This is a genomic window from Anaerococcus sp. HMSC068A02 (assembly GCF_001811125.1).
Lineage (GTDB): Bacteria > Bacillota > Clostridia > Tissierellales > Peptoniphilaceae > Anaerococcus > Anaerococcus vaginalis_C.
This window is the reverse complement of sequence record NZ_KV803744.1, coordinates 1-22278: the sequence shown is the minus strand read 5'-3', so window position 1 is coordinate 22278 and position 22278 is coordinate 1. Positions and strand designations below refer to the sequence as shown.

The 22278-nt window shown below is 29.7% G+C and carries 21 protein-coding genes and 1 tRNA gene; 3 read left to right on the top strand and 19 right to left on the bottom strand.

Annotation, left to right across the window (positions count from 1 at the left end; all coding sequences use genetic code 11):
- Positions 1-66: 66 nt before the first annotated feature.
- From topA to ylxM, 12 genes are all read right to left on the bottom strand, one after another.
- Positions 67-2124 (bottom strand): type I DNA topoisomerase, encoded by a 2058-nt coding sequence (gene topA / locus HMPREF2782_RS03450; RefSeq protein WP_070640884.1) that lies wholly within the window; start codon positions 2122-2124, stop codon positions 67-69.
- Positions 2125-3204, bottom strand: coding sequence for a DNA-processing protein DprA (gene dprA / locus HMPREF2782_RS03445; protein ID WP_070640880.1), 1080 nt, complete (start codon positions 3202-3204; stop codon positions 2125-2127).
- On the bottom strand, positions 3205-3561 hold the full coding sequence (locus tag HMPREF2782_RS03440) for a YraN family protein (RefSeq protein WP_070606432.1): 357 nt from the start codon (positions 3559-3561) through the stop codon (positions 3205-3207).
- Positions 3558-4190 carry a ribonuclease HII gene (locus tag HMPREF2782_RS03435; RefSeq protein WP_070640878.1) on the bottom strand — a complete coding sequence of 211 codons (633 nt, stop codon included), beginning with the start codon at positions 4188-4190 and terminating at the stop codon, positions 3558-3560. Before HMPREF2782_RS03435 ends, HMPREF2782_RS03440 begins: the two co-directional genes overlap by 4 nt.
- Positions 4177-5013 carry a ribosome biogenesis GTPase YlqF gene (gene ylqF, locus HMPREF2782_RS03430; RefSeq protein ID WP_070640877.1) on the bottom strand — a complete coding sequence of 279 codons (837 nt, stop codon included), beginning with the start codon at positions 5011-5013 and terminating at the stop codon, positions 4177-4179. Before ylqF ends, HMPREF2782_RS03435 begins: the two co-directional genes overlap by 14 nt.
- Before the next feature lie 83 nt (positions 5014-5096).
- Positions 5097-5444 (bottom strand): 50S ribosomal protein L19, encoded by a 348-nt coding sequence (rplS, locus tag HMPREF2782_RS03425; protein WP_004816243.1) that lies wholly within the window; start codon positions 5442-5444, stop codon positions 5097-5099.
- A complete protein-coding gene (trmD, locus tag HMPREF2782_RS03420) occupies positions 5416-6135 on the bottom strand; it encodes a tRNA (guanosine(37)-N1)-methyltransferase TrmD (protein WP_070640875.1) in 720 nt (239 codons plus the stop codon). The genes rplS and trmD overlap by 29 nt, the downstream gene beginning before the upstream one ends.
- The gene (gene rimM / locus HMPREF2782_RS03415) at positions 6128-6613 is read right to left on the bottom strand and encodes a ribosome maturation factor RimM (protein ID WP_070640873.1); all 486 of its coding nucleotides are present in this window, start codon (positions 6611-6613) and stop codon (positions 6128-6130) included. Before rimM ends, trmD begins: the two co-directional genes overlap by 8 nt.
- The gene (locus tag HMPREF2782_RS03410) at positions 6610-6834 is read right to left on the bottom strand and encodes a KH domain-containing protein (protein ID WP_019117401.1); all 225 of its coding nucleotides are present in this window, start codon (positions 6832-6834) and stop codon (positions 6610-6612) included. The genes rimM and HMPREF2782_RS03410 overlap by 4 nt, the downstream gene beginning before the upstream one ends.
- Before the next feature lie 5 nt (positions 6835-6839).
- Complete coding sequence (rpsP, locus tag HMPREF2782_RS03405; RefSeq protein ID WP_019117400.1) at positions 6840-7085, bottom strand: 30S ribosomal protein S16; 246 nt, start codon at positions 7083-7085, stop codon at positions 6840-6842.
- A gap of 18 nt (positions 7086-7103) precedes the next feature.
- Positions 7104-8441, bottom strand: a complete 1338-nt coding sequence (gene ffh, locus HMPREF2782_RS03400) for a signal recognition particle protein (protein WP_070640871.1) — start codon at positions 8439-8441, stop codon at positions 7104-7106.
- Between the two features lie 11 nt (positions 8442-8452).
- A complete protein-coding gene (gene ylxM, locus HMPREF2782_RS03395) occupies positions 8453-8776 on the bottom strand; it encodes a YlxM family DNA-binding protein (RefSeq protein WP_070606408.1) in 324 nt (107 codons plus the stop codon).
- Between the two features lie 635 nt (positions 8777-9411).
- Between ylxM and HMPREF2782_RS03390 the strand changes: the two genes are divergently transcribed.
- On the top strand, positions 9412-11886 hold the full coding sequence (locus HMPREF2782_RS03390) for a coiled-coil domain-containing protein (RefSeq protein ID WP_070640869.1): 2475 nt from the start codon (positions 9412-9414) through the stop codon (positions 11884-11886).
- Positions 11887-12246: 360 nt separating this feature from the next.
- Here the strand turns inward: HMPREF2782_RS03390 and HMPREF2782_RS03385 are convergent, their stop codons facing one another.
- The 6 genes from HMPREF2782_RS03385 to arcA all read right to left on the bottom strand — a co-directional run bounded on the left by HMPREF2782_RS03385 (position 12247) and on the right by arcA (position 19644).
- Positions 12247-13245, bottom strand: a complete 999-nt coding sequence (locus tag HMPREF2782_RS03385) for a hypothetical protein (protein ID WP_070640867.1) — start codon at positions 13243-13245, stop codon at positions 12247-12249.
- 184 nt (positions 13246-13429) lie between these two features.
- Positions 13430-14659, bottom strand: coding sequence for a S1C family serine protease (locus HMPREF2782_RS03380; RefSeq protein WP_070640865.1), 1230 nt, complete (start codon positions 14657-14659; stop codon positions 13430-13432).
- A gap of 205 nt (positions 14660-14864) precedes the next feature.
- Complete coding sequence (locus HMPREF2782_RS03375; RefSeq protein ID WP_070640863.1) at positions 14865-16370, bottom strand: YfcC family protein; 1506 nt, start codon at positions 16368-16370, stop codon at positions 14865-14867.
- A gap of 9 nt (positions 16371-16379) precedes the next feature.
- Entirely contained in the window at positions 16380-17315 is a 936-nt protein-coding gene (gene arcC, locus HMPREF2782_RS03370; RefSeq protein ID WP_004839169.1) for a carbamate kinase, read from the bottom strand.
- 34 nt (positions 17316-17349) lie between these two features.
- Positions 17350-18354, bottom strand: a complete 1005-nt coding sequence (gene argF / locus HMPREF2782_RS03365) for an ornithine carbamoyltransferase (protein ID WP_004839170.1) — start codon at positions 18352-18354, stop codon at positions 17350-17352.
- A 60-nt stretch (positions 18355-18414) separates the two neighbouring features.
- On the bottom strand, positions 18415-19644 hold the full coding sequence (arcA, locus tag HMPREF2782_RS03360) for an arginine deiminase (protein WP_070640861.1): 1230 nt from the start codon (positions 19642-19644) through the stop codon (positions 18415-18417).
- A 301-nt stretch (positions 19645-19945) separates the two neighbouring features.
- On the opposite strand from arcA, the gene HMPREF2782_RS03355 reads away from it, so the two are divergent.
- A complete protein-coding gene (locus HMPREF2782_RS03355) occupies positions 19946-21208 on the top strand; it encodes a helix-turn-helix domain-containing protein (RefSeq protein ID WP_070640859.1) in 1263 nt (420 codons plus the stop codon).
- Positions 21209-21234: 26 nt separating this feature from the next.
- Positions 21235-21939 carry a B3/B4 domain-containing protein gene (locus HMPREF2782_RS03350; protein ID WP_070640856.1) on the top strand — a complete coding sequence of 235 codons (705 nt, stop codon included), beginning with the start codon at positions 21235-21237 and terminating at the stop codon, positions 21937-21939.
- Between the two features lie 209 nt (positions 21940-22148).
- Here the strand turns inward: HMPREF2782_RS03350 and HMPREF2782_RS03345 are convergent.
- Positions 22149-22225, bottom strand: a tRNA-Arg gene (locus HMPREF2782_RS03345).
- Between the last annotated feature and the right edge of the window lie 53 nt (positions 22226-22278).

Below are 22278 nucleotides of genomic sequence, written 5' to 3'. Positions count from 1 at the left end.
CTGATTTATTAGTGGGTTTGTCGACGCTCTGAGCAGGCATAAAGCCTGCTTTTTTAATAAAAAATTTTATCTTCTTTTTTCTTTAACGTAATCACAAGAATTACATTTTATTTCATCAGTTGATCTATTTTTTTTATGAACTAAAAGGTCTCCGCATTTTGGACATTTCTCTCCTGTTGGTGGATCCCATGTTGCGTAATCACATTTTGGAAAATTTGAACAGCCGTAAAATCTTTTGCCCTTCTTAGAAACTTTTTCTATTATTTCTCCATTTTCACATTCTGGACATTTTACTCCAGTTGTTTTTATAATTGATTTTGTAAAATCGCATTCTGGGAAATTTGTACATCCAATAAATTTTCCATTTCTTCCGTGCTTTTCTGCAAGCGGATGGCCACACTTTGGACACTTTTCATCCAAAATTTTATCTTTTACCTTATAATCTGTCCTATCTTTTGAAACTTGTTTTAAATCTTTTTCAAATCCTTCATAAAAAGACTTTAAAACATCTTTCCAATAAACTTCATCTTGAGCAATTTTATCTAGCTCATCTTCCATTTTTGCTGTGAATTCTACATTTATTATGTCGTCAAAACTTTCTTGCAAGAAATCATTAACTCTAATCCCAAGTTTTGTTGGAATAATTTTTCTTTGTTCAAATTCTACATAATTTCTAGAAATAATTGAAGCTATTGTTGATGAATAGGTTGATGGTCTTCCTATTCCATATTCTTCCAAAGTTTTTACAAGACTTGCCTCTGTGTAATTTGCTGGTGGTTTGGTAAAATGTTGGTCTTTATTAATATCAAGTGCTTTTATAATATCTCCCTTTTTTAAATCTGGTAGGATATTTTCATTTTCTTTTGCATTTGATACTTTCATAAATCCATCAAACAAGGTTATTTTTCCATTTGTTTTAAAAATTACTCCATTTGAATCAAATGAAAGAGATGTTGACAAATATTCGTAATCAGTCATTTGACTTGCAACAACTCTTGTCCAAATTAATTTGTAGAGTTTATATTGTTGGTCTGTTAAATATTCTTTTACACTTATTGGATCATTGTAAATTGAAGTAGGTCTTATTGCCTCGTGAGCATCTTGACTTGTTTTTGATTTTTTGGAATAAGAATTTCCTTTTGATGCGTATTTTTCTCCAAATTTTTCCTTAATATAGGATAAACTTTCTCCAATAATTTCATTTGAAAGTCTTGTAGCATCTGTTCTCATATAAGTTATAAGTCCAACTCTTCCCTTATCTCCAAGATCAATTCCTTCAAATAATTGTTGGGCAAGAGACATGGTATATTTGGTAGAAAATCCTAATTTATTTGAGGCATCTTGTTGTAAAGTTGAAGTTGTGTATGGCTTTTGTGGTTTTCTTTTCTTTTTTGTTTTTTGAATATCAAAAACTTCAAACTTGTTCTTATCAATCCTATTTAGGATTTTTTCTGCCCCATTTTCATTTGAAATTTTCATTTTTTTGGATTTTGATCCATAAAATTCCGATTCAAATTCGATTTTATCTTCTTTGTGCTTGGCTGTAATTGTCCAATATTCTTCAGGAACAAAAGAATCTATTTCTCTTTGCTTATCTACAATTAGTTTTAAAGCAACTGATTGGACTCTTCCTGCAGATAGACCAGATTTTACTCTTTTCCACAAAATTGGAGAAATTTCATAACCTACTATCCTATCCATAATTCTTCTTGCTTGTTGGCTATCTACCAAATTTTGGTCGATTTTTCTTGGATTTTTGATAGCATTTTTTACATTATTTTTTGTTATCTCATGAAATTCTACTCTGTTTAATTCATTTTTATCAAGTCCCAAAAGATATTGCAAATGCCAGCTTATTGCCTCACCTTCCCTATCAGGGTCTGTTGCAAGATAAACTTTGTCCACGCTTTCTGCTTCTTTTTTTAAGGCATTAATTGTTTTTGCCTTTCCACGAACTTTTATATATTTTGGTTCAAAATCATCTTCTATATCAACTCCAAGTTTTGACTTTGGCAAATCTCTAAGATGTCCATAAGTTGCTCTTACCTTATAATTTGAACCTAGCATCCTAGTGATTGACTTAGCCTTGGTTGGAGATTCTACAATTACTAAATTTTTTGCCATTTAATCCCCTTTACTTACGTATTCATTATTTCCCATATTTTCTATGTAATCATTTAATTCCAAAAATATTAAAATATAATTTACCTCTTCAATCGACATACAAAGATTTTGAGAAATCTCATCTGCATTTGAAGATGGCTTATCGATTATATACTTTACTACATTTAGCGTATCTTTATCAAGTCCATCAAGACTTAATTTTGTTTTTTTCTCATTTATATTTTTAAAATCTTCAATTTCATCAATTATATCAGACGCATCCATCACAAGCTTTGAGCCTTCTTGAATTAATTTATTACAACCTTTTGAATAAATTGAATTTATATTTCCAGGTAGGCAAAAAACTTCTCTGCCTTGATCTAGGGCGAAATTTGTTGTAATCATAGTTCCAGATTTTTCTTTTGCTTCAATTACACAAACTCCCTTGCTAAGACCTGAAATTATCCTATTTCTTCTTGGAAAATTGTAGGCATTTGGTGGAGTTTCTAAAGGAAATTCTGAAATAATTACACCTTTTTCTTCAATTTTTTCGTACAAATACTTATTTGCCTTAGGATAAATTATATCAAGACCTGACCCAATTACCCCAATAGTTTTAATATTATTTTCAAGACTTACCTTGTGGCTAATTGCATCAATTCCATAAGCAAGACCTGATACAGTCCTAATATTTGTATCCTTAAAGCCTTCTACGATTTTTTTACAAGCCCATTTTCCATAATCAGTGCATTTTCTTGCCCCAACAAAGGCTATGGCATTTTTGTCCTCTTTTTCCAAATTCCCCTTGTAATAAAAAAGAGCCGGCCTGTCATCTATGTAGGATAAATTTATCGGATAATTATCATCGTATATGGTAGAAATTTTATAAGGACCATTAAAAACTTTTTGTCTATAAGCTTTAAAATTTTCTAAATTCTTAGAAGAAAATATCTTTTCTTTATTTATCTTAGATAAATTTTCAAATATTTTCCTATCAAGGTCAAAAAAATTATCCATATCAAGATTTTCGCAAAAATCCAAAATTATTTTATTTTGTAAATTTATAAAATTAAAATATAATAACAAATCTTTTTTGTCCATCTAATCACCAAAAGCGTTTTTTATGTAATGAATTGTTTTATTTTCAAGATAAACTTCGCACACATCAAAAGAGATCAAAAATTCGCCCAAATCTTTTTCCATAATATAGGCTTGGGCTGTTTTTTTGATTCTTTCTTGTTTATAATAATCAACATCCAAACTTGCAGGCTTAAATTCATCATTTTTTCTAGTTTTAACTTCCACAAAGGTCAAAATATCATCTTTTATTGCAATAATATCAATTTCTCCGTAGTGTTTTAGGAAATTTCTATCCAGAATTTGATAACCTTTTTTCTCCAAATATTTTAAGGCTATCTCTTCCCCAAAATCTCCTATTGTTCTTTTTTTGCTTTTCATAGAAAAGATAATTGCCTTTCATAAAATTTTCTTAAAAAAGTTTTTCTATGAATTGGACATTCTCCAAATTTTTCAAGGCCTTCATAGTGTTTTTTTGTTCCATAGCCTGCATTTGTTTCAAAAGAATAATAAGGATAAATTTTTGAGAAATTTTCCATTATTTTATCCCTTCTAACCTTAGCAAGAATTGATGCACATGAAATAGAATATTCATACAAATCGCCCTTTACTATATTTAATTGCTTAATATTTGTATCTATCCTTTCAGCATCAATCAAAACAATTTGCGGTTTTTTTTGAAGTCCTTCAAGAGCATCTTTCATAGAAAGCCTTGTTGCCTCTTTTATATTTATCTTATCAATAAGGATATTATTTGCATAACCAAAAGAATAAGAAATCGTATCATCTATAATTTTTTGGTAGAGTTCTTTCATTTTCTTTTTTGATAATTTTTTGGAATCTGTGACTCCTTCAATATGGGAATCTTTTTTCATTATAACTGCACAAGCCACAACAGGTCCTGCCAAAGGACCCCTTCCAACTTCATCGATTCCTGCAATCAATTCATATTTTTTATGAATTTCATTTTTTATTTTATCATTAAATTCAGAATATCTAGGCTTTTTCAATTGTTATCCTTCCAAGTTTTCCACTTCTAAAATCATTAAAAATTAAATTTGCACATCTTGTATAATCAACTTCGCCTTTTCTAATAATTGCCCCTCTTTTTATCCCGATTTCTTCATAAATTTCAAGAGCAGTTTTATTAGAATCTATCTTATACCTTTCTTCCAAATTTTTTGGATAAAATTCTTTCATAAATTCAATAAATTTAAGGCACAATTCCTCAATATTTAAAATTTCATCCTTAATTGCATTTGTAAAAGACAAATTAAGTCCTGTTTGCCCATCAAATTTTGGCCACAAAACACCAGGTGTATCCAAAAGCAAAATATTTTCTTTTGTTTTTATCCATTGTTTTTGTTGAGTAACTCCAGGTCTATTTCCAACCCTTGCTCCCTTTCTTTTTGCAATATTATTTATAAAAGTAGATTTCCCAGAATTTGGAATTCCTACAACCATCATCCTAATATTTTCATTTTCAATATTTTTTTCTTCATTTTTTTTAAATTTTTCTGAAAGAATTTCTTTTTCTATATTATAAATTTCTTTTGTATTTATTTTTTCTTTTGCATTCATCTTTATTGCTTTTATTCCATCATCAGCAAATTTTTTTATCCATTTTTCATTTTCAACTGGATCTGAAAGATCAGTTTTATTCATTATAATAATTCTATCTTTTTTTTCAGTTATTTCAGTAATCAATGGATTTCTTGAAGATTTTGGAATTCTTGCATCTATTACTTCTAAAACTATATCAACAAGTTTTAAAGAATTTTTAATTTCTTCTTTGGTCTTTTTCATATGACCCGGATACCAATTTATATTCATATATCCTCCTAATCTTTATCTTATATTTTATCACAAATATTTGTGTTTATATAAAATAAAAAAGAGCCTTTCGGCCCTTATTTTTAATAATTTGTTTTTTCTTTAACTTTTGCAGCCTTACCTTGACGTCCTCTTAGGTAATTTAGTTTTGCACGTCTTACCTTACCACGTCTAACGATTTTGAATGCTTCAAGTCTTGGTGAATGATAAAGGAATGTTCTTTCTACTCCTACACCATAAGAAAGTCTTCTAAGTGTGAAAGTTTTTCCAAGATTTCCTTCATTTATTTTGATTACTACTCCTTCAAAGTCTTGGAGTCTTGTTTTGTCTCCTTCTTTGATTCTGTAGCTTACTCTTACAGTATCTCCAACTCTAAAGTCTGGATTATCTTCACGTAGTTGTTCATTTTCTATTTTTTTGATTAATTCCATCGTGATCCTCCTTGATATATCTATCGTATAAATCTCTTCTTACTCTTTTGGTTTTTTGAAGAGATGATTTCATCTTCCACTCTTCTACCTTTTTATGATCTCCACTATAAAGTTCTTTTGGAACCATATACCCATTAAAATTTCTAGGTTTTGTGTACTCATCATATTGAAGTAGACCATTATAGTGTGAATCTGTAACTAATGATTCTTTTTTCCCAACAACTCCTCCAATAAATCTTGAAAGAGAATCTATTAATACCATGGCAGGGATTTCGCCACCGGTTAAAACATAATCTCCAATTGAAACTTCATAATCAACATAGTGATTGGTAATTCTTGCATCAATTCCTTCGTAATGACCGCAAATAATTATCAAGTCTTCAAAATCTGCAAATTTGATTGCTAATTTTTGGTTTAGGATTTCTCCTGCTGCAGACATGTAGACTACTTTTGATTTTGAACTTTTATTTGCTATTAGAGCATCATAAATCGGCTGAGGCCTCATAAGCATTCCTGCTGCCCCACCAAAAACTGTATCATCAACCCTGTTGTGTTTGTCCTTGCTATAATCTCTTATATCAACAAGATTAATTTCAATTAGTCCTTTTTCAATTGCCTTTCCTATGACTCCATAGCTTTTTAGAAATTCGAAAGATTTAGGAAAAAGTGTAAGTATAGTTATTTTATTCATAATCTTTGAAGTTTTCTACTTCTATTTTTTTATTTTCTAAGTCAACATTTTTTACTGTAGCATTTAAGGCAGGAAAATAAATTTCTTTTCCGTCTTTTTCTATTACATAGATGTCGTTTGGATAAACTCCAGTGATAACATCTTTTATAAAACCAAGTTCTTGATTTTTTTCATAAACTTTTAGGCCAATCAAATCAAACAAATAATATTCTCCATCATTTAATTTTTCTAAGTCCTTATCTTCGATAGTAAGTTCGTGTCCAATAAACTTTTCTACCTCATTAATATCATCATATCCCTTGAGTTTTATGATGATACTACCCTTATGCTTAAAAGATGATTCGATTGTAACTAAATTTCCATCAAGTAAAAGTTTTGATCCTTTTTCAAATCTTTTTTCATTGTCTGAATAAGATTTTATTTTTAGATTTCCTTTTATCCCGTGTGTTGTAAGTATCTCTGCTACAGTTATTTTCATATTCTTATATTAACCTTAACATCTTCTTTGACTGCACAAGCACGAGCAATAGTTCTAATGGAATTAATAATATTTCCACCCTTTCCTATAACTCTTCCCTTGTCTTTTTCTGCCACGTTAATTTTTATGTTAACTTCTCCGTTGTCTTCTTCTAATATTATTCCTACAGCATCTTTGTCTTCGACAAGTTCTGTAACTATTAGCTTGACTAATTCTTTCATTTTTCTTATGCTAAAACGTTGTTGTCGTTAAATAATTTTTCAACAATAGAAGTTGGTTTTGCACCGTTTTTGATCCATTGTTTAGCTTTTTCGTTGTCAATTTTAAATTCTTTTGGTTCAGATACTGGATTGTATGTTCCGATTTCTTCGATGAATTTTCCATCTCTTGGACTTCTAGAATCTGCTACAACTACTCTGTAAAATGGTCTTTTCTTTTGTCCCATTCTTTTTAATCTAATTTTAACTGCCATCATAACCTCCGTATTTTTTTAGAAGAAAGGCATATTGAATTTTCTTTTGCCTTTTCTTCCCTTTTTCATATTAGTAAATTGTTTCATCATTTTCTTTAGTTCTTTGAATTGCTTTAATAATTTATTTAATTCATTCATATCAACCCCAGAGCCTTTGGCAATTCTTTCCTTACGACTTTTGCCAATTATCTCAGGTTTTTCTCTTTCTTCTTTTGTCATAGAAGATATTAAAGCTTCAATCCTTACAAATCCTTTTTCATCAACATTTACATTTTTTAGCATTTTGTTGTTTACTCCAGGAATCATAGCAAGTAAATCTTCAAGCGGTCCCATATTTCTTATTTGATTTATTTGTTCAACAAAATCATCAAGAGTATAGGATTGGTTTCGCATTTTTTCTTCAAGCTCTCTTGCATCTTTCAAAGAAACTTGCTTTTCTGCCTTTTCAATTAGGGATAAGACATCTCCCATACCAAGAATTCTTGATGCCATCCTGTCTGGATGAAAGGCTTCAAGATCATCAAGCTTTTCACCTGTACCAATAAATTTAATTGGTTTTCCTACAACTTGTCTAATTGAAAGGGCTGCTCCACCTCTTGCATCTCCGTCAAGTTTTGTTAGAATAACACCAGTAATGTCAAGATATTCATCAAATGTTTTTGCAACATTCACAGATTCTTGTCCAACCATAGCATCAACTACCAAAAGTATCTCGTCAGGTTTTACAACTTTTTTAATATTTTTAAGCTCATCCATCAAATCTTCATCGATTTGAAGTCGTCCAGCCGTATCCATTACAACAACATCATTGTTATTTCTTCTAGCATATTCTTTTGCTTCATTTGCAGTTTGTACAGGATCTTGTTTGCCTTTTTCAAAAACTTCAACCTCAGCTTGTTTGCCCACAACTTTCAATTGCTCAATAGCCGCAGGTCTATAAACATCAAGAGCTACCAAAAGAGGATTTCTGCCTTCTTTTATTAATTTCCTAACAAGTTTTCCAGAGTGAGTTGTCTTACCTGAACCTTGCAAACCTACCATCAACACAACGTGAGGAGTAGATCCTTTTAGCTCAAGTTTAGAATTTTCCTTACCCATAAGATTAGTAAGTTCTTCATTTACAATCTTAATTACAGTTTGACCTGGAGTAAGAGATTCCATGACATCTTGACCCATAGCTCTTTCTTTGATTTTTTTGACAAACTCCTTAACTACTTTGTAATTAACGTCAGCCTCAAGCAAAGAAAGTTTTATTTCTCTGGCTACATTGTCGATGTCTTTTTCGCTTAATTTTCCTTTTCCTGTAAGTTTTCCTAAAGATTCTTGTAACTTCTCAGAAAGATTTGAAAAAATCATATTTTCACATCCTAAATTTTATTTATCATTTCATCGATCATATCCATAGCTTCACTTTGATTTGAACTTTCGATCAACTCTCTTAACAAAGACAAATCTTCTCTTAATTGATTTTTTTTCTTTATTAAAGAAAGCTCATTTTCAAACTCAAATAACTTGTCAACAGACCTTTGAATCATATCAGAAATTGCCTGCTTTGATTTATTGTTATTTTCTGCTATCTCGTTTAATGATAAATCTTCATTGTAATAACAATTTATGACGTCTTTTTGTTTTTCATTCAAAAGAGAGCCATAAGTGTCAAACAATCTTGCAACTTGTACTAATTTTTCCATATTCTCACCCGTCAAGTATTTTTCTTGACCTATAAAGTATACTAGCAATTCAATCTAATGTCAAGACTTTTTCTTGACTATTTTTTTCTTGAATTTTCAATCTTAAATGAAATTTTTTCAAGCAAATTTAATTTAAAATTTGAAAATATTTTTAATTCGAAAAATTTTCAAAATATTTTCAAATTTTAAATAAAAAATTCCCCAAAAGCGTAGATAAAACCTCAAGCACGAATATCTGACTGCAAAAATTATTGATTTTTAAATTTTAAAATTCAAATCAAAACAATTATTTCCGTATGATATTCTTCGCATGAGTATTTTTATAATTTGTCAAAAGTCTGATTCCCTATTTATTTTTACAAATTTTATTTTGTACAATTATTTTTTATTATTATTTTCAATAAAAAACAATATTTTGATATTCAAAGAAAAAAATTTTTGTTATCATAGTTATGATAATGATTATTGTTATGAATTGTTTCCTTTGAATTTTTATTTTTAAATTTGCTTTTTTAATTTTTTTTATTTAAATGATTAGAGATTTAAAAAATTACTATTCAAATGAGAATCAAATAATCATTATTTATTAAATTATAATTTAATAGAAAAAATTTAACATTATGGAGGTTTAAATTTTGAAAAAGAATAAAAAATTTGCTACTGCCCTAATTTTAGCTATGGGCTTGGGGGTTGTTAATCCTGTTTATAATTCATACGCATCTAATAATGATGAAAATATGGTAGAATATAGAGAAAATTCTACTGGCTTTGCTGATAATTTAAATGAAAAAAATCTTGAAAATGAACTTAGTAAGGCACAAAAAGAATTAGATATTGCAAATGAAAATTTAAAAGCTAAAGAAAATGAAAAAATAGAACTTGATAAAAAAGTTTTATCTTTACAAAATGAACTTAATAAAGCCAGTGAAAATAAGAAAAAAGCTGATAATGATTTTATTTCTGCTTACAAAAAACAAAGTGAGGCAAGCGACGACTATATAAATCTTAACGAAAAAAAGAATAAACAAGTTGAGGCTGACAAAAATTTAGCCAAAGCAAAAGAAGAACTTAATATTGCTAAAAATCAACAAGAAAAAGCAAAAGAGAATTTAAATTTAGCTCAAAAAAATGCTGACGAAAAGAAAAAAGCCCTAGACTTGGCAAATAATAAGCTTGAAGAGGCTAAGAAAAATGAGAAAGCTCAAGAAGATATTTATGAGAATCAAGCAAAGAAAAAAGCAAGCGATGCCTTGGAGAAAAAAGATAAGGCAAAAAAAGATTTAGACCAAGCGCAAAAAAATTCTGACGATTATTTGGAAAATGAAAAAGAAGATTTGACAGAAAAAAATCAAAATTATGATAATTTAAAATCAAAAGTTGATGATTCACGCAATTCTTTAAATTCTCAAAATGAAGATTTGGATAAACTCTATGCGTCTATTAAAAATTATGAAAAAGACAAGACTGATATAAGCGATAAAAAGTCAGAACTTAAACAAAATTTGCTAGAAGCCAAAGAAAATATTAAATGGCTTCAGCCGAATAGTGATGGGTATAAGGCAAAACAAAATGAAATTGATGATTTAAATAAGCAAATAGAAGAAATTGATAAAATTTGCAAAAAAATTACCGAAGATTACAAAAATTTATATAAAGAGGCTGAAAAAGAATTTGACATATTTAGAAATTATAATACTAATTTCAATGATCTCAAAGAAAATATCAAAGAAAAAAGCCAAGCAAATGCCAAAAATATTGTAATACAAGAAATTTTAGATGGAAAATTAAACAAGGATAATCTAGAAGAAAAAGCTAAAGCTGCAAATAATAAATTAGGTGACTTGTATTTAAAAAGAAATGGCAAAGGACATGATTACGAAATGATTAATGATGAATTCCACAAGGCTTGGATGAATTTATCACATGCATGTGAAGTTTTGCAAGAGCAAAAAAATATTGCTTACGATTCAAGTAGAGATGAGATTTTCAAAAAAGAAGCCAAAAAACTTATAAAAAAATATTCCGAAGAATTTGAAAATAATCTTGCAATATTAAAGGAAAAACTTCCTCTATTAAAAGAGAAAGCTGATATTTATTTAGAGTCTTTGGAAGAAGTTGAACAAGCAGAAGCTTATGCAAAAGCTTTAGAAAGTGCAAATATTTTGCTTGAACAAGTAGATAAAAATAAAGAAAATCTTAAAAATTTAACCGATTCTTTCAACCAAGCTAATGCCCAATACGAAAAAGCACAAAAAGAATTAGAAGAAGCAAAAAATCTCCTAGATTCTAAGAAAAAAGAAATTGAAGCAAATAAAAATTTGATAGCAAAGGCAAACGAAGACCTAAACACAGCCAGCGAAAATTTGAATAAAACAAAAATCCAAAAAGATCAAGCTGACAAAAAGGTCAAAGAACTTGAAGATTTGATAAAAAATCTTACAAATAATTTGCCAGAAAAAATAGACGATGAAAAAATAAATGAAGCTAAGGAAAAATATAATAAAGCAAAAAACGAAGCTCAAAAAGCTCAAGAAATGCTTGAAAAAGCACAAAAAGAAGAAGATGAAATCAAAGCTAGACTTAATAAAGCACATGATGAAAAAACACAATTGCAAAAAGATATAGACAAGGCAAAAGATAACCTTGATTTAGCAAAAGATAATCTTAAAAATAAAAAAGACGCCCTAAGCTTACAAAAAGAAAAAGAATCTATCCAAAAAGCAAAAGCGTCGCTTGAAAATTTATTAAAAACTAGCAAGAAAATAAATGATAAAAATTTAAATAAGGTAATTGAAGAAATAGAAAAAGCCCTTAAAGGCGAAAATCTAACAATAAATGATATTCTTTCATTAAATAACAAATTAACCGATGCCCTAAATAATGTAAAATTAAAGGCAAAAGATGAAAGCACTAAACCACAAGATAGTGATAAGGTAAAAAACAAAAATATTCAAAAAGATAAAAATAAAAATATTCAAAACAATGAACACAATAGAAAAACTCAAGGAAAAACCCCTCCAAAAACAGGAATTGAAAGCCTATCCTTTGTTGGAACTTCCTTGGCACTTTCCCTATCAGCTCTTTTTGCTTTAAAAAAGAAAAGAAAATAAACTCACAAACTATTTAATATATTTTAAAAAAATAAGTATCAACCAAGGTCTTAAAGGCAAGGTTGATACTCATTTTTGAATTTTTGCATTTTTAAATTTTATTATTTTCAAGACTATGTAAATTAAGATAAGCTCTTTTACTAAAAATTGACAAATATTGATACACAAAATTATTTACAGAACCATAAGAATTTATATTTAGATTTGAGTTTTTAAAAAATATTATCAATCAATTTTTCCTTTAAAGTAGGTTCTTATTTAATGCAATAATTTTTATAAAAAATGAGTATAAACCCAAGTCATAAAGACAAGGTCCATACTCATTTTTTCATTTTTAAATTTTTAAAATATTAAATTTTATTATTTTCTTTTGCTTTTAAATAAGCCTAGGCTTGATGCTCCTAATAAGCCCAAAATTGCTGAAAGGCTACCAACTCCTGTTTGTACATTTTCTCCAGCATTATTTACTTTATTGCCTGTATTTGCTGTGTTTGCTGTATTTGTTGTACCAGTTTTTTTATTTTTTCTGTCAGGATTTTTTTGACTTGGATTTTGTGGTTTTTGATTTGCCATATCGTCTATGATTTTTACTAAATCCCCATCATAAGCATCTTTTTCGCCCTTCATTTCCAAAAGTTCCCTTGCGAAAACTTCTTTACTATAACCAAGTATTTTTGCCATTTCGTCCCAAGTTGTAGCTTTTTGTAATTTTTCATATTGACGTCTCATAGCATCAACTGTTTCTTCACCAATAGAACTATCTTTTGCAGATTGCATAATTTCAAATCCTAATATGCCTAAATGTGCTTGCTTACTTTTTTCAAAAGCACCCTTTTCATTTAAAAGTTCACTCATTTTATATTCTTTAGGTTTTACTTTCTTTTCGTCTGGTTTTTCTTCGTCAGTTTCTGAATTTTCTGTTTTGTCATCTGGTTTTTCTTCTTTATCAGCTCCTGTTTCTTCTTTGCCAGCTCCTGTTTCCTCTTTGTCAGTTCCTGTTTCTTCTTTGTCAGCTCCTGTTTCTTCTTTGTCAGATTCTGTTTCTTTTTTGCCAGCTTCTGTTTCTTCTTTGCCAGATTCTGTTTCTTCTTTATCAGCTTCTGTTTCTTCTTTGCCAGATTCTGTTTCTTTTTTGCCAGCTTCTTTTTCGCCTTCTTTTACTGGAACTTTATTTATAGTGATTTTTTCATTTACAACAGCTGATTTTTCTTCCGGTTTTGCTGTTTCACTTGTTTTAACTGGCTCTTTTAAGGCTTTTTCTAGTGTTTTTTCTTCATTTGCTTTTGCATTAGGAATTAATAAGCTTACTCCAAGTGCCAAGACTAGACTAGCGCTTATTATTTTCTTATTTTTGTTCATAAATTTTCTCCTTTTGTTTATTTTTTTAAATATTCTTTCACTAAACATTATATATATATATATATATATTGTCAAATATTTTAAATATTTATCCATAAAATTAAATTTGAAAATTTCGAAACTATTTCCAATAAAAAACATGGGCAAATTAATCAATTTTACCCATGTTTTTGGTGTTTATTTTTTATGGTCTTAGCCAATCTGGCAATTGTTGACCTTCTTTTTCTTCTTTACTTTCTTCTTTTTTTGGATTTGCCTCTTTAAATTCTTCGACGTTTGATGAATCCATTGTAAATTTGAAATCTATTTCTTTTTTCTCTCCTGCTCTTACAATTTGAATTTTGCAAGTATCTCCTACGCTATAATTTAATAGAATCTTTTTGAGGTTGGACATATCTTTTACTTTTTGTCCATCTATTCCTGTAATTATATCGCCCTTTCTAAAATAATTTTTTGCATCATCTGAGATTGATTGTACAAATACTCCGTCTTCACTTCCTACGTTTTTGCTATCTATATTATTGTATTGTAAAAGCAAATCTAAATTTATTCCTGTAATTCCCAAATATACTGAATTAAATTTGCCGTTTTTGGCAATTTCATTGATTACTTTTTTTGCCAAATTTACTGGAATTGCAAATCCTATTCCATCAGAATTTCCTGCTTTTGCTGTATTAATTCCTATAAGTTGTCCTTTTGAATTTAATAAAGCTCCTCCTGAGTTTCCAGAATTTATTGCAGCGTCTGTTTGCATTAATCCATCCATTTGTGCTCCATTTTGGAATGAAACTGTCCTATCAAGTCCTGAAATTATTCCGCTTGTAACTGTTGATTGTAATTGAAGTCCTAATGGATTACCTATTGCTACTGATTTATCTCCTACTTTTACTGTATCGCTATCGCCTAAGTCGATTGGTTTTAAATTATTTGCCTCAACTTTTATAACTGCAAGGTCCAAGGTTGTATCATTCCAAACAAGTTTTGCTTTTTTTGTTTTATTATTTGAAAACAAAACATTAATTTCGCTTGCATCTCCATTGCTTACAACGTGTGAATTTGTCAAAATATATCCATCTTTTGTAACGATTGAGCCTGAGCCTACTCCTTCAACATAGCCTGTTTGTTGACCCAAAATTGTATTTTGTGTAGTTTTTGTTTTTGTTGTAATTCCTACAACAGAATCTATACTTTTTTCGACAACTGCTCTTTCCATTGTCGTCTCATCGTTTGTTGTTATATTCACTACATTATTTTTTTTGGTATTTGAATTTGTATTAGCTTCTTTTTTATTATTATCTGATGTTTTTAATGAGCTACCCAAAAGTGAAAAAACTAAAAATCCACCCAAAACAGCTCCTATTAGTCCTGAAAGAAAATTAGAAAATCCACCAGAACCACGATTTCTTCTAGCCATCTATTCCTCCTTATTATTCTTTCCTATATTATTATATAAAAAATTGTAAATAATATGTTATAGATAAGTAGAAATTTGATTTTGTAAATTTCTTTAAGTGATTTCTAGAATTATTTTTAATTTTTTATAATTAGTTTCTTATTTATTTTTCTTTGAAATAAAAAACAAACCCAGAAAAAATCTGAGTTTGTTAGTTTTGTTTTTATTACATTACAGCCATTGCAATTGAAAGAATTACAATATTTGCAATCATTACTATAAAGAATGGTTTCTTTACCCATTTCAAATATGTTGAGTATTCTACTCTTGCTGCTGCTAGTCCACCCATTACAACTCCTGATGTTGGTGTAACAAAGTTTACAAGTCCACAAGCACCACAGAAAATCATGATCATTATGTTAGGGTCATATCCTAATTGATGAGCAAGAGATCCCATGATTGGAATTGATAATGCTGCAAGTCCTGATGTTGATGGTACTAAGAATGATAGTAACATGTAAATCAAGTATGCAAGTGGTGCAAATACAAATGGAGAAACTCCTCTTAGTAATTTAGCTGAATTTTGTAGGATGTAGAAATCTAAGTGAGTAGAGCTCATTACTACTGTAATTCCTCTTGCTACTGCTATGATTAAACCTACTGATAATAAATCAGCAGCTCCTGCGATAAATCCATCTACAAATTCTTTTTCGCCAATTTTTGCAACTATAGCTATTACTATACTAGATAGGGTAAATAGTGCTGCTAAGTCTTTGAAGTACCAATATCCTAATGGAGATCCTGTCAAGAAATCTGACCAACCAAATGCTTTCAAGTAAGCTTCTTCGTCTCCGTGGAAATTGATATCTACATAAGAAATTAATGATATAATCATTATTGCAAATGTTATAGCAAAAACTGTTAATACAGCTTTGTGTGTTCCAGTAAATTCTAATTCTTCTCCGTTATCGTTAGAGAAATATTCTTCCATAGCGTTTTTTTCATCAGCGCTTAGAATGGAAGATTCTTTGTTTTCTAATAATTTTTTAGCATAATTCAATACAAATTTTATAACGATTAAATCTGTTGATAACCAAAGTATAACGCCTATAATCATTACTGTTGTTGCATTAGATTTTATACCAACTGATTCTAATGCTCCCATAGCTGCTGATGTAGCGAATGGGTTGATTGTAGAACCTAGTACTCCGGCTCCAGCTCCAAGTAGAACTGTTCCTACTGCTACCATTGTATCAAGTCCAGCTGCTACCATTGCTGCTGTGATTAATGGATAAAAACCAATTGTTTCTTCTGCCATTCCGTATGTTGATCCACCAACTGAGAATAGGAACATTAATACTGCAATTAGTCTTCCTTCTTTACCTTTGTTTTTTCTTACTAAGGAACGAATTCCTGCTTCCATAGCACCAGTACTCATTACTATACCGATGAATCCACCAATACATAAAATAAATATAATTAGATCTGCGGCATCCATAAATCCATTTGGAATAGCCATAATAAAGTCACTTAAACTAGCACTTTGTACAGTAACTGTTTCTCCAGCCTTAACTGCATTTATAAGATCTTCATATTTGCCTGGGTCTAATGATTTAATAATATCTGAATCGATTGCTTGACCATTAGCTAATAAAGTTATTAAACATACAGCAGCTAGAACTATCATCAAGATAGAAAATGCACTTAGTGATTTTTTCTTACCTTTTTTCATAGTATTCTCCTATTTTTTTATTATAGTACCTGTCTTTCCTTCTAATGCTTCAGCTGCTTTTTCTAAAGATGTAATTAGTGCAAGACCTTGTTCTGATTTTTCAACAAATTCTAAACAAGCTTCTACTTTTGGTAACATTGAACCAGGAGCAAAGTGTCCTTCTTCAATATATTTTTTAGCTTCATTAACAGTCATTTCTTTAATTTCTTCTTGATTTGGTTTGTTGAAATTGATCATAACTCTATCAACTGCTGTTAATATTACTAACATATCAGCATTTAATTCTTTTGCTAATAATGCAGATGATCTATCTTTATCTATTACAGCTGGCACACCTTGTAATCCTTCTTCTGTATCTATTACCGGTACACCACCTCCACCAACTGTTATTACTATATTACCATTTGAAACCAAATTTTCCACAACATTTATTTCAATGATTTCTTTAGGTATTGGGCTTGCTACAACTCTTCTGTATCCCCTACCTGCATCTTCTACGTATTCGTAGCCGTTTTCTTCGTGTTTGGCTTCAGCTTCTTCTTTTGTTAAGAAACTTCCTATTGGTTTAGTTGGTTTATTGAAAGCTTCATCATCTTTGTCAACTAAAACTTGTGTAACAACGCAAGCTATTTCAGAATCTTTGCCTCTGTTTTTTAATTCATTTCTTATTGATTGTGATAAATGATAACCAATGTATCCTTGGCTCATTGCACCACATTCTGGAAATGGCATTTCAGGTGTATTGCCACCTTTGTTTGCTGAAAATTCCATTGCGTTATTTATCATTCCTACTTGTGGACCATTTCCATGTCCTACTGCTACATCGTAGTTTTCTGATAAATCTACTATTGTTTTAGCTGTCTTTTTTACTAATTCTAATTGCTCTTGAGGGGTATTGCCTAAAGCATTACCCCCCAAAGCGATAACTAATCTTTTTTTTGTCATCTGTTAAATATATCCGTTTCTGTTTCTATTTTTTCTATTTTAATGTTGCATACATGATTGCTTTGATTGTATGCATTCTGTTTTCTGCTTGATCAAATACTTTACTTTGTTTTCCTAGGAATACTTCGTCTTTTACTTCCATTCCATCAAGGTCATATTTGTCTCCGAATTTTTCGTTTACATCAATACCTGTTGTTGTGTGAAGATCGTGGAATGATGGTAGGCAGTGTAAGAAGATTGCATCATCATCTGCTAAATCCATAACTTTTTGGTTTACTTGGAATGGATGAAGTAATTCAATTCTCTTTTCCCAAACTTCTTTTGGTTCTCCCATTGATACCCAAATGTCTGTATAAACTGCGTGAGCACCTTTTGCTGCTTCTTCTACGTTTTCTGTAAATTCTACTTTAGAACCGTGAACTTTTGCAAATTCTTTTGCTTCTGCAATTAATTTTTCATCTGCCCATAATTCTTTTGGACCGCAACCTGTGTAGTTGATTCCAAGTTTAGCACATGCTACCATTAATGAGTTGCTTACGTTGTTTCTGCAATCGCCCATGAATACAAAGTTTAATCCTTTTAGGTAACCAAAGTTTTCTTTGATTGTAAGCATATCAGCAATCATTTGTGTTGGGTGGAAATCGTCTGTAAGACCATTCCATACTGGAACTCCTGAATATTTAGCTAATTTTTCTACTAATTCTTGGTCAAATCCTCTATATTCGATTCCATCATAAAATCTTCCCAATACTTTTGCTGTATCTTCGATTGATTCTTTGTGTCCCATTTGGCTTGAACCTGGATCAAGATATGTTACTCCCATTCCTAAGTCCATTCCAGCTACTTCAAATGAACAACGTGTTCTTGTTGAAGTTTTTTCGAATAATAATACTATATTTTTTCCTTCTAGATATTTGTGTGGTGTTCTTGTTAATTTTAATTTTTTGAATTGTTCACCTAGATCTATTAGGTATTTGATTTCATCTTCTGTTAGGAATTTTAATCCTAGTATACTTTGTCCTTGTAAATTTACTGGCATATTGTTTTCTCCTTATTTTTGTTTTTCAATATTAATTTTATTTTGTGACTAACTTACTTCTTATAGTTCTCTTTCTAATGGCATTGACATACATCTTGGACCACCACGACCTACTGTTAGGTTTGATGCATCTAATTCTAATACTTCAATACCTTCTTTTCTTAGTACTTCGTTTGTTACTGTATTTCTCTTGTAAACTAAAACTTTTCCTGGAGCAAGTGTTAATGTGTTTGAACCATCATTCCATTGTTCTCTTTCTGCAGCTATTGGGTCTCCACCACCACATGGGATTAGACGTACTTTTTCGATTCCTAGTGCTTTTGCTAAGATTTCGTCTAATTTTCCTGAAGCTGTTTCAATGTGTAAATCATTGTTTGCTTCATCTTTTGTTATGATTTTAACTTCCATTTCTTTGATTATAGCTGGATGGTATGTGAATGCATCATAATCGATTTGTGTAAATACTGTATCTAAGTGCATAAATGCTCTGTTTTCATCGATTTTTAAAGCATAGATTTTTTCAATCTTGTTTTCATTTTCTCCAAAGAATAATTTTTTAGCTAATACTTTGATTGCTTCATATTGTGTTCTTTGTGAAATACCAATTAATAGTGTAGTTTCATTACCGTTGAATGTATCTCCACCTTCTATATGGTATTCATTATCTCTACCATAAAGATTTGGAACATTTCCTTTGTATTCTGGGTGGAATCTAAAGATATAATCACAGTATATTGTTTCTCTATTTCTTGTTACAGAATACATTCTATTGATAACTGCACCGTTTCCTACTGATGCAAATGGATCTCTTGTAAAGTATAGGTTTGGCATTGGGTTAATTGCAAGATATGATTGTCCTACAACCATTTCATGAAGATCTTCTTCTTTGAATAGGCCTAGTTCTTTTAATGTCAAACCAGCCATTGTTTTTTCAACAAATTCTTTTGTATCTTCAATTTTTTCTAAATATTCTTTAGCTTTTGCAAGGATTTCTTTGTCTTCGCATCCTGTTTCACTTAAATATTGTTCTAAGAAAGTTTCTCTTAATCCTTCATTAGCATCTAATGTTTCAGCCATTAAATCTTCAAGATAAACAACTTCTACTCCATTATCTCTCATGATATTTGTAAATCTATCATGTTCTTCTTGAGCTAATGCTAGATCTGGAATATCATCGAATAATAGTTCTTCAAGAGTTGATGGAGTTAAATTTAATAATTCATCTCCTGGTCTGTGAACCAAAACTCTTTTTAGTGGTTTAATCTCGCTTGTTACTTGAATCTTTTTCATAATTCCTCCTAAAATATATATAAATAGAGTGTATCTCTTTACTTGAATAAAGTTTCGTTTTGATTTTTTCATTCAAGATAAATTTTAGAGCCACTCATATCGTTTACATCAATAGTATACTCTAACCGTTTCATTTTTACACGACAAATTTCGGATAGTTTATTGTAAATTATATTCAAATGAAAATGTTTTTATAAGTGTTTTTATGAAAAATTATTAATAAATGGCTAAAAATTAGTAAATTAGCTTAAAATATTATATAATATAAGTATATATCAAACTAAAATTAAAGAGGTTATTTATGGTTATAAGTAATATACAAACCAAAATTTCTGCAATTTCAGATCTATCAAAAATATGTAATTTTGAAGTAGAATTTCAAGACAGTTCTACCACAACTTTAATTCACAGTACAGCAAGACTTCTCTTGTTCAAAAAAGGCAAGGGGAAATTTATGATAAACGGGGTTGAATATCTAATCGAAAAAAATACCATGATTTCTATTCTTCCTTGGGATATTACAACTATCACTGATGTTACAGAAGATTTGGAATTTTACAAAATCGTATACAATTTTCAAATTATAAATGACGATTTGAAAAATATTTGTAATTTTAGGAAAAATCAAATTAATTCTATAGAAGTTTTGTCAAAAAATCCTATAAAAATTCTTGATAGCAAGGCTTTTCATGATATGAAAAATTCCTTTATTGAAATCAAAGATGAAGTAGGAAATGACTCTTTCCAAGAAGAAATTGATGAAAAACCATATTCTGATGAATATCTTATTTCATCAATTATAAGAATTTTAATTAAATTTTTAAGATTTGAAAACAAAAATGAAATAAGTACCAAGCAAAATTATGAACATCAAATTCAAATTAATCAAATTCTTAGGTATATGTATTCACACATGAGCGAAAAGCTTACACTTGACAGGCTTGCATCTACATTTTTCATTAGCAAATCAGGTCTTACAAAATATTTAGAAGAAAACATTGGCTTTACTTTCTCTGAATTATTAAATAGGATTAGATTTTCAAAAGCAATAGACTTACTCATGTTTTCTGAAAAAAGTCTAAATGAAATTGCAAAAAGCGTTGGTTACACCGATTCATCACACTTTACAAAAATATTTGAAAATACTGAAGGAATCAATCCTGGCGAATTTAGAAATTATTACAATATTAAACAAGTTAGTCTAAAACAATCTGAGGCAAAACTTCTTGATAGTGTAATAAATTATGAAATCAAAAACTATACTGACGCAGATCTTACAATTGGAAAAGTAGCCAAAGAATTTGGCATTTCAACATCTGAAGTAAATAGATTAATTTATTTCCAATTTGAAAAAAATTTCTACGAATATTTAGATTTTCTTAGGATTTCAAAAGCATGTGAAATGTTAAAAACGACAGATTTAAAAATAATAGATATAGCAATGAAAGTTGGGTATAATTCAACAAGAACATTCCAAAGAGCCTTTAGTAGAATAATTGGTGTATCCCCTAATAAATTTAGGACAACAATAAACTACCAAGACTCTGAAGGAAATATAATATAGTAGGAAAAAAAGAAAAGGAGAAAATTATGAAATTTATAGCAAGCGAATCTTTTTGGGATTTATTCCCTGAAGCAGAAATAGGACTTATCCTATTTAAAGACATAAAAATGGAAGAAAAATCAAGTAGAGAAATAAGAGACAAACTTGATAATGCAAACGAAAAAGCCCTAGATTATCTAACAAAACCAGTATTTAGCGAAAATCCAGTAATAAAAGTGTGGAGAGATGCCTTTAAATTATTCAAAACAAAAAAAGGAGCACGCTGTTCAATAGAAGCCTTATTAAAAAGAGTTGCAAAAGACAAAGACGTTGGAAGTATCAATCCCCTAGTTGACATTTACAATGCTGCATCATTAAATTATGCTCTACCATGCGGAGCTGAAGATATAGACAAATTTGTAGGCGATGTAAAACTTGAAATTACAGAAGGAAATGACCCTTTCCAAGCTATAGGAGATGACAAAGACTCCCCAACCCTAGAAGGCGAATTATGCTATAGAGATGAAAAAGGAGCAATTTGTAGATGTTTTAATTGGAGAGATTGCCAAAGAACAATGATAACAGAAGATACAAAAAACGCAATACTTTTTATGGAAAACATAGATCCAGATAGAAAAGAAGATTTGAAAGAAGCAATAAACTATCTAGCAGAAAATCTAAAAACCCACCTAGAAGGAAATATTCAAATTCACTTTTTAACAAAAGATAATCCAAGCATAGAAATCAAATAGAAAAAAATATCTGTTGCAAAATAAAAATAATCAATAATAAGAGAAATTCAAAATTTCAAAGACTTAATATTGATTATAAAAAAATTTTGCAGCAGTTTTTTTATGCAAATTTACAAAAAATAAATCAACGCATATAAAGATAAAAACAAAATAAATTGGGAAAAAAAGCAATAAAAAAGACCTCTAGCAAAACTAAAGATCTAAAATTCTGGCGCGGCATTGAGGATTCGAACCCCAGGCCTACTGGTCCGTAGCCAGTCGCTCTATCCAACTGAGCTAATACCGCTCAATATTTTTTATAAAAATATTGGCGCGCCTGAGAGGAGTCGAACCTCTGAC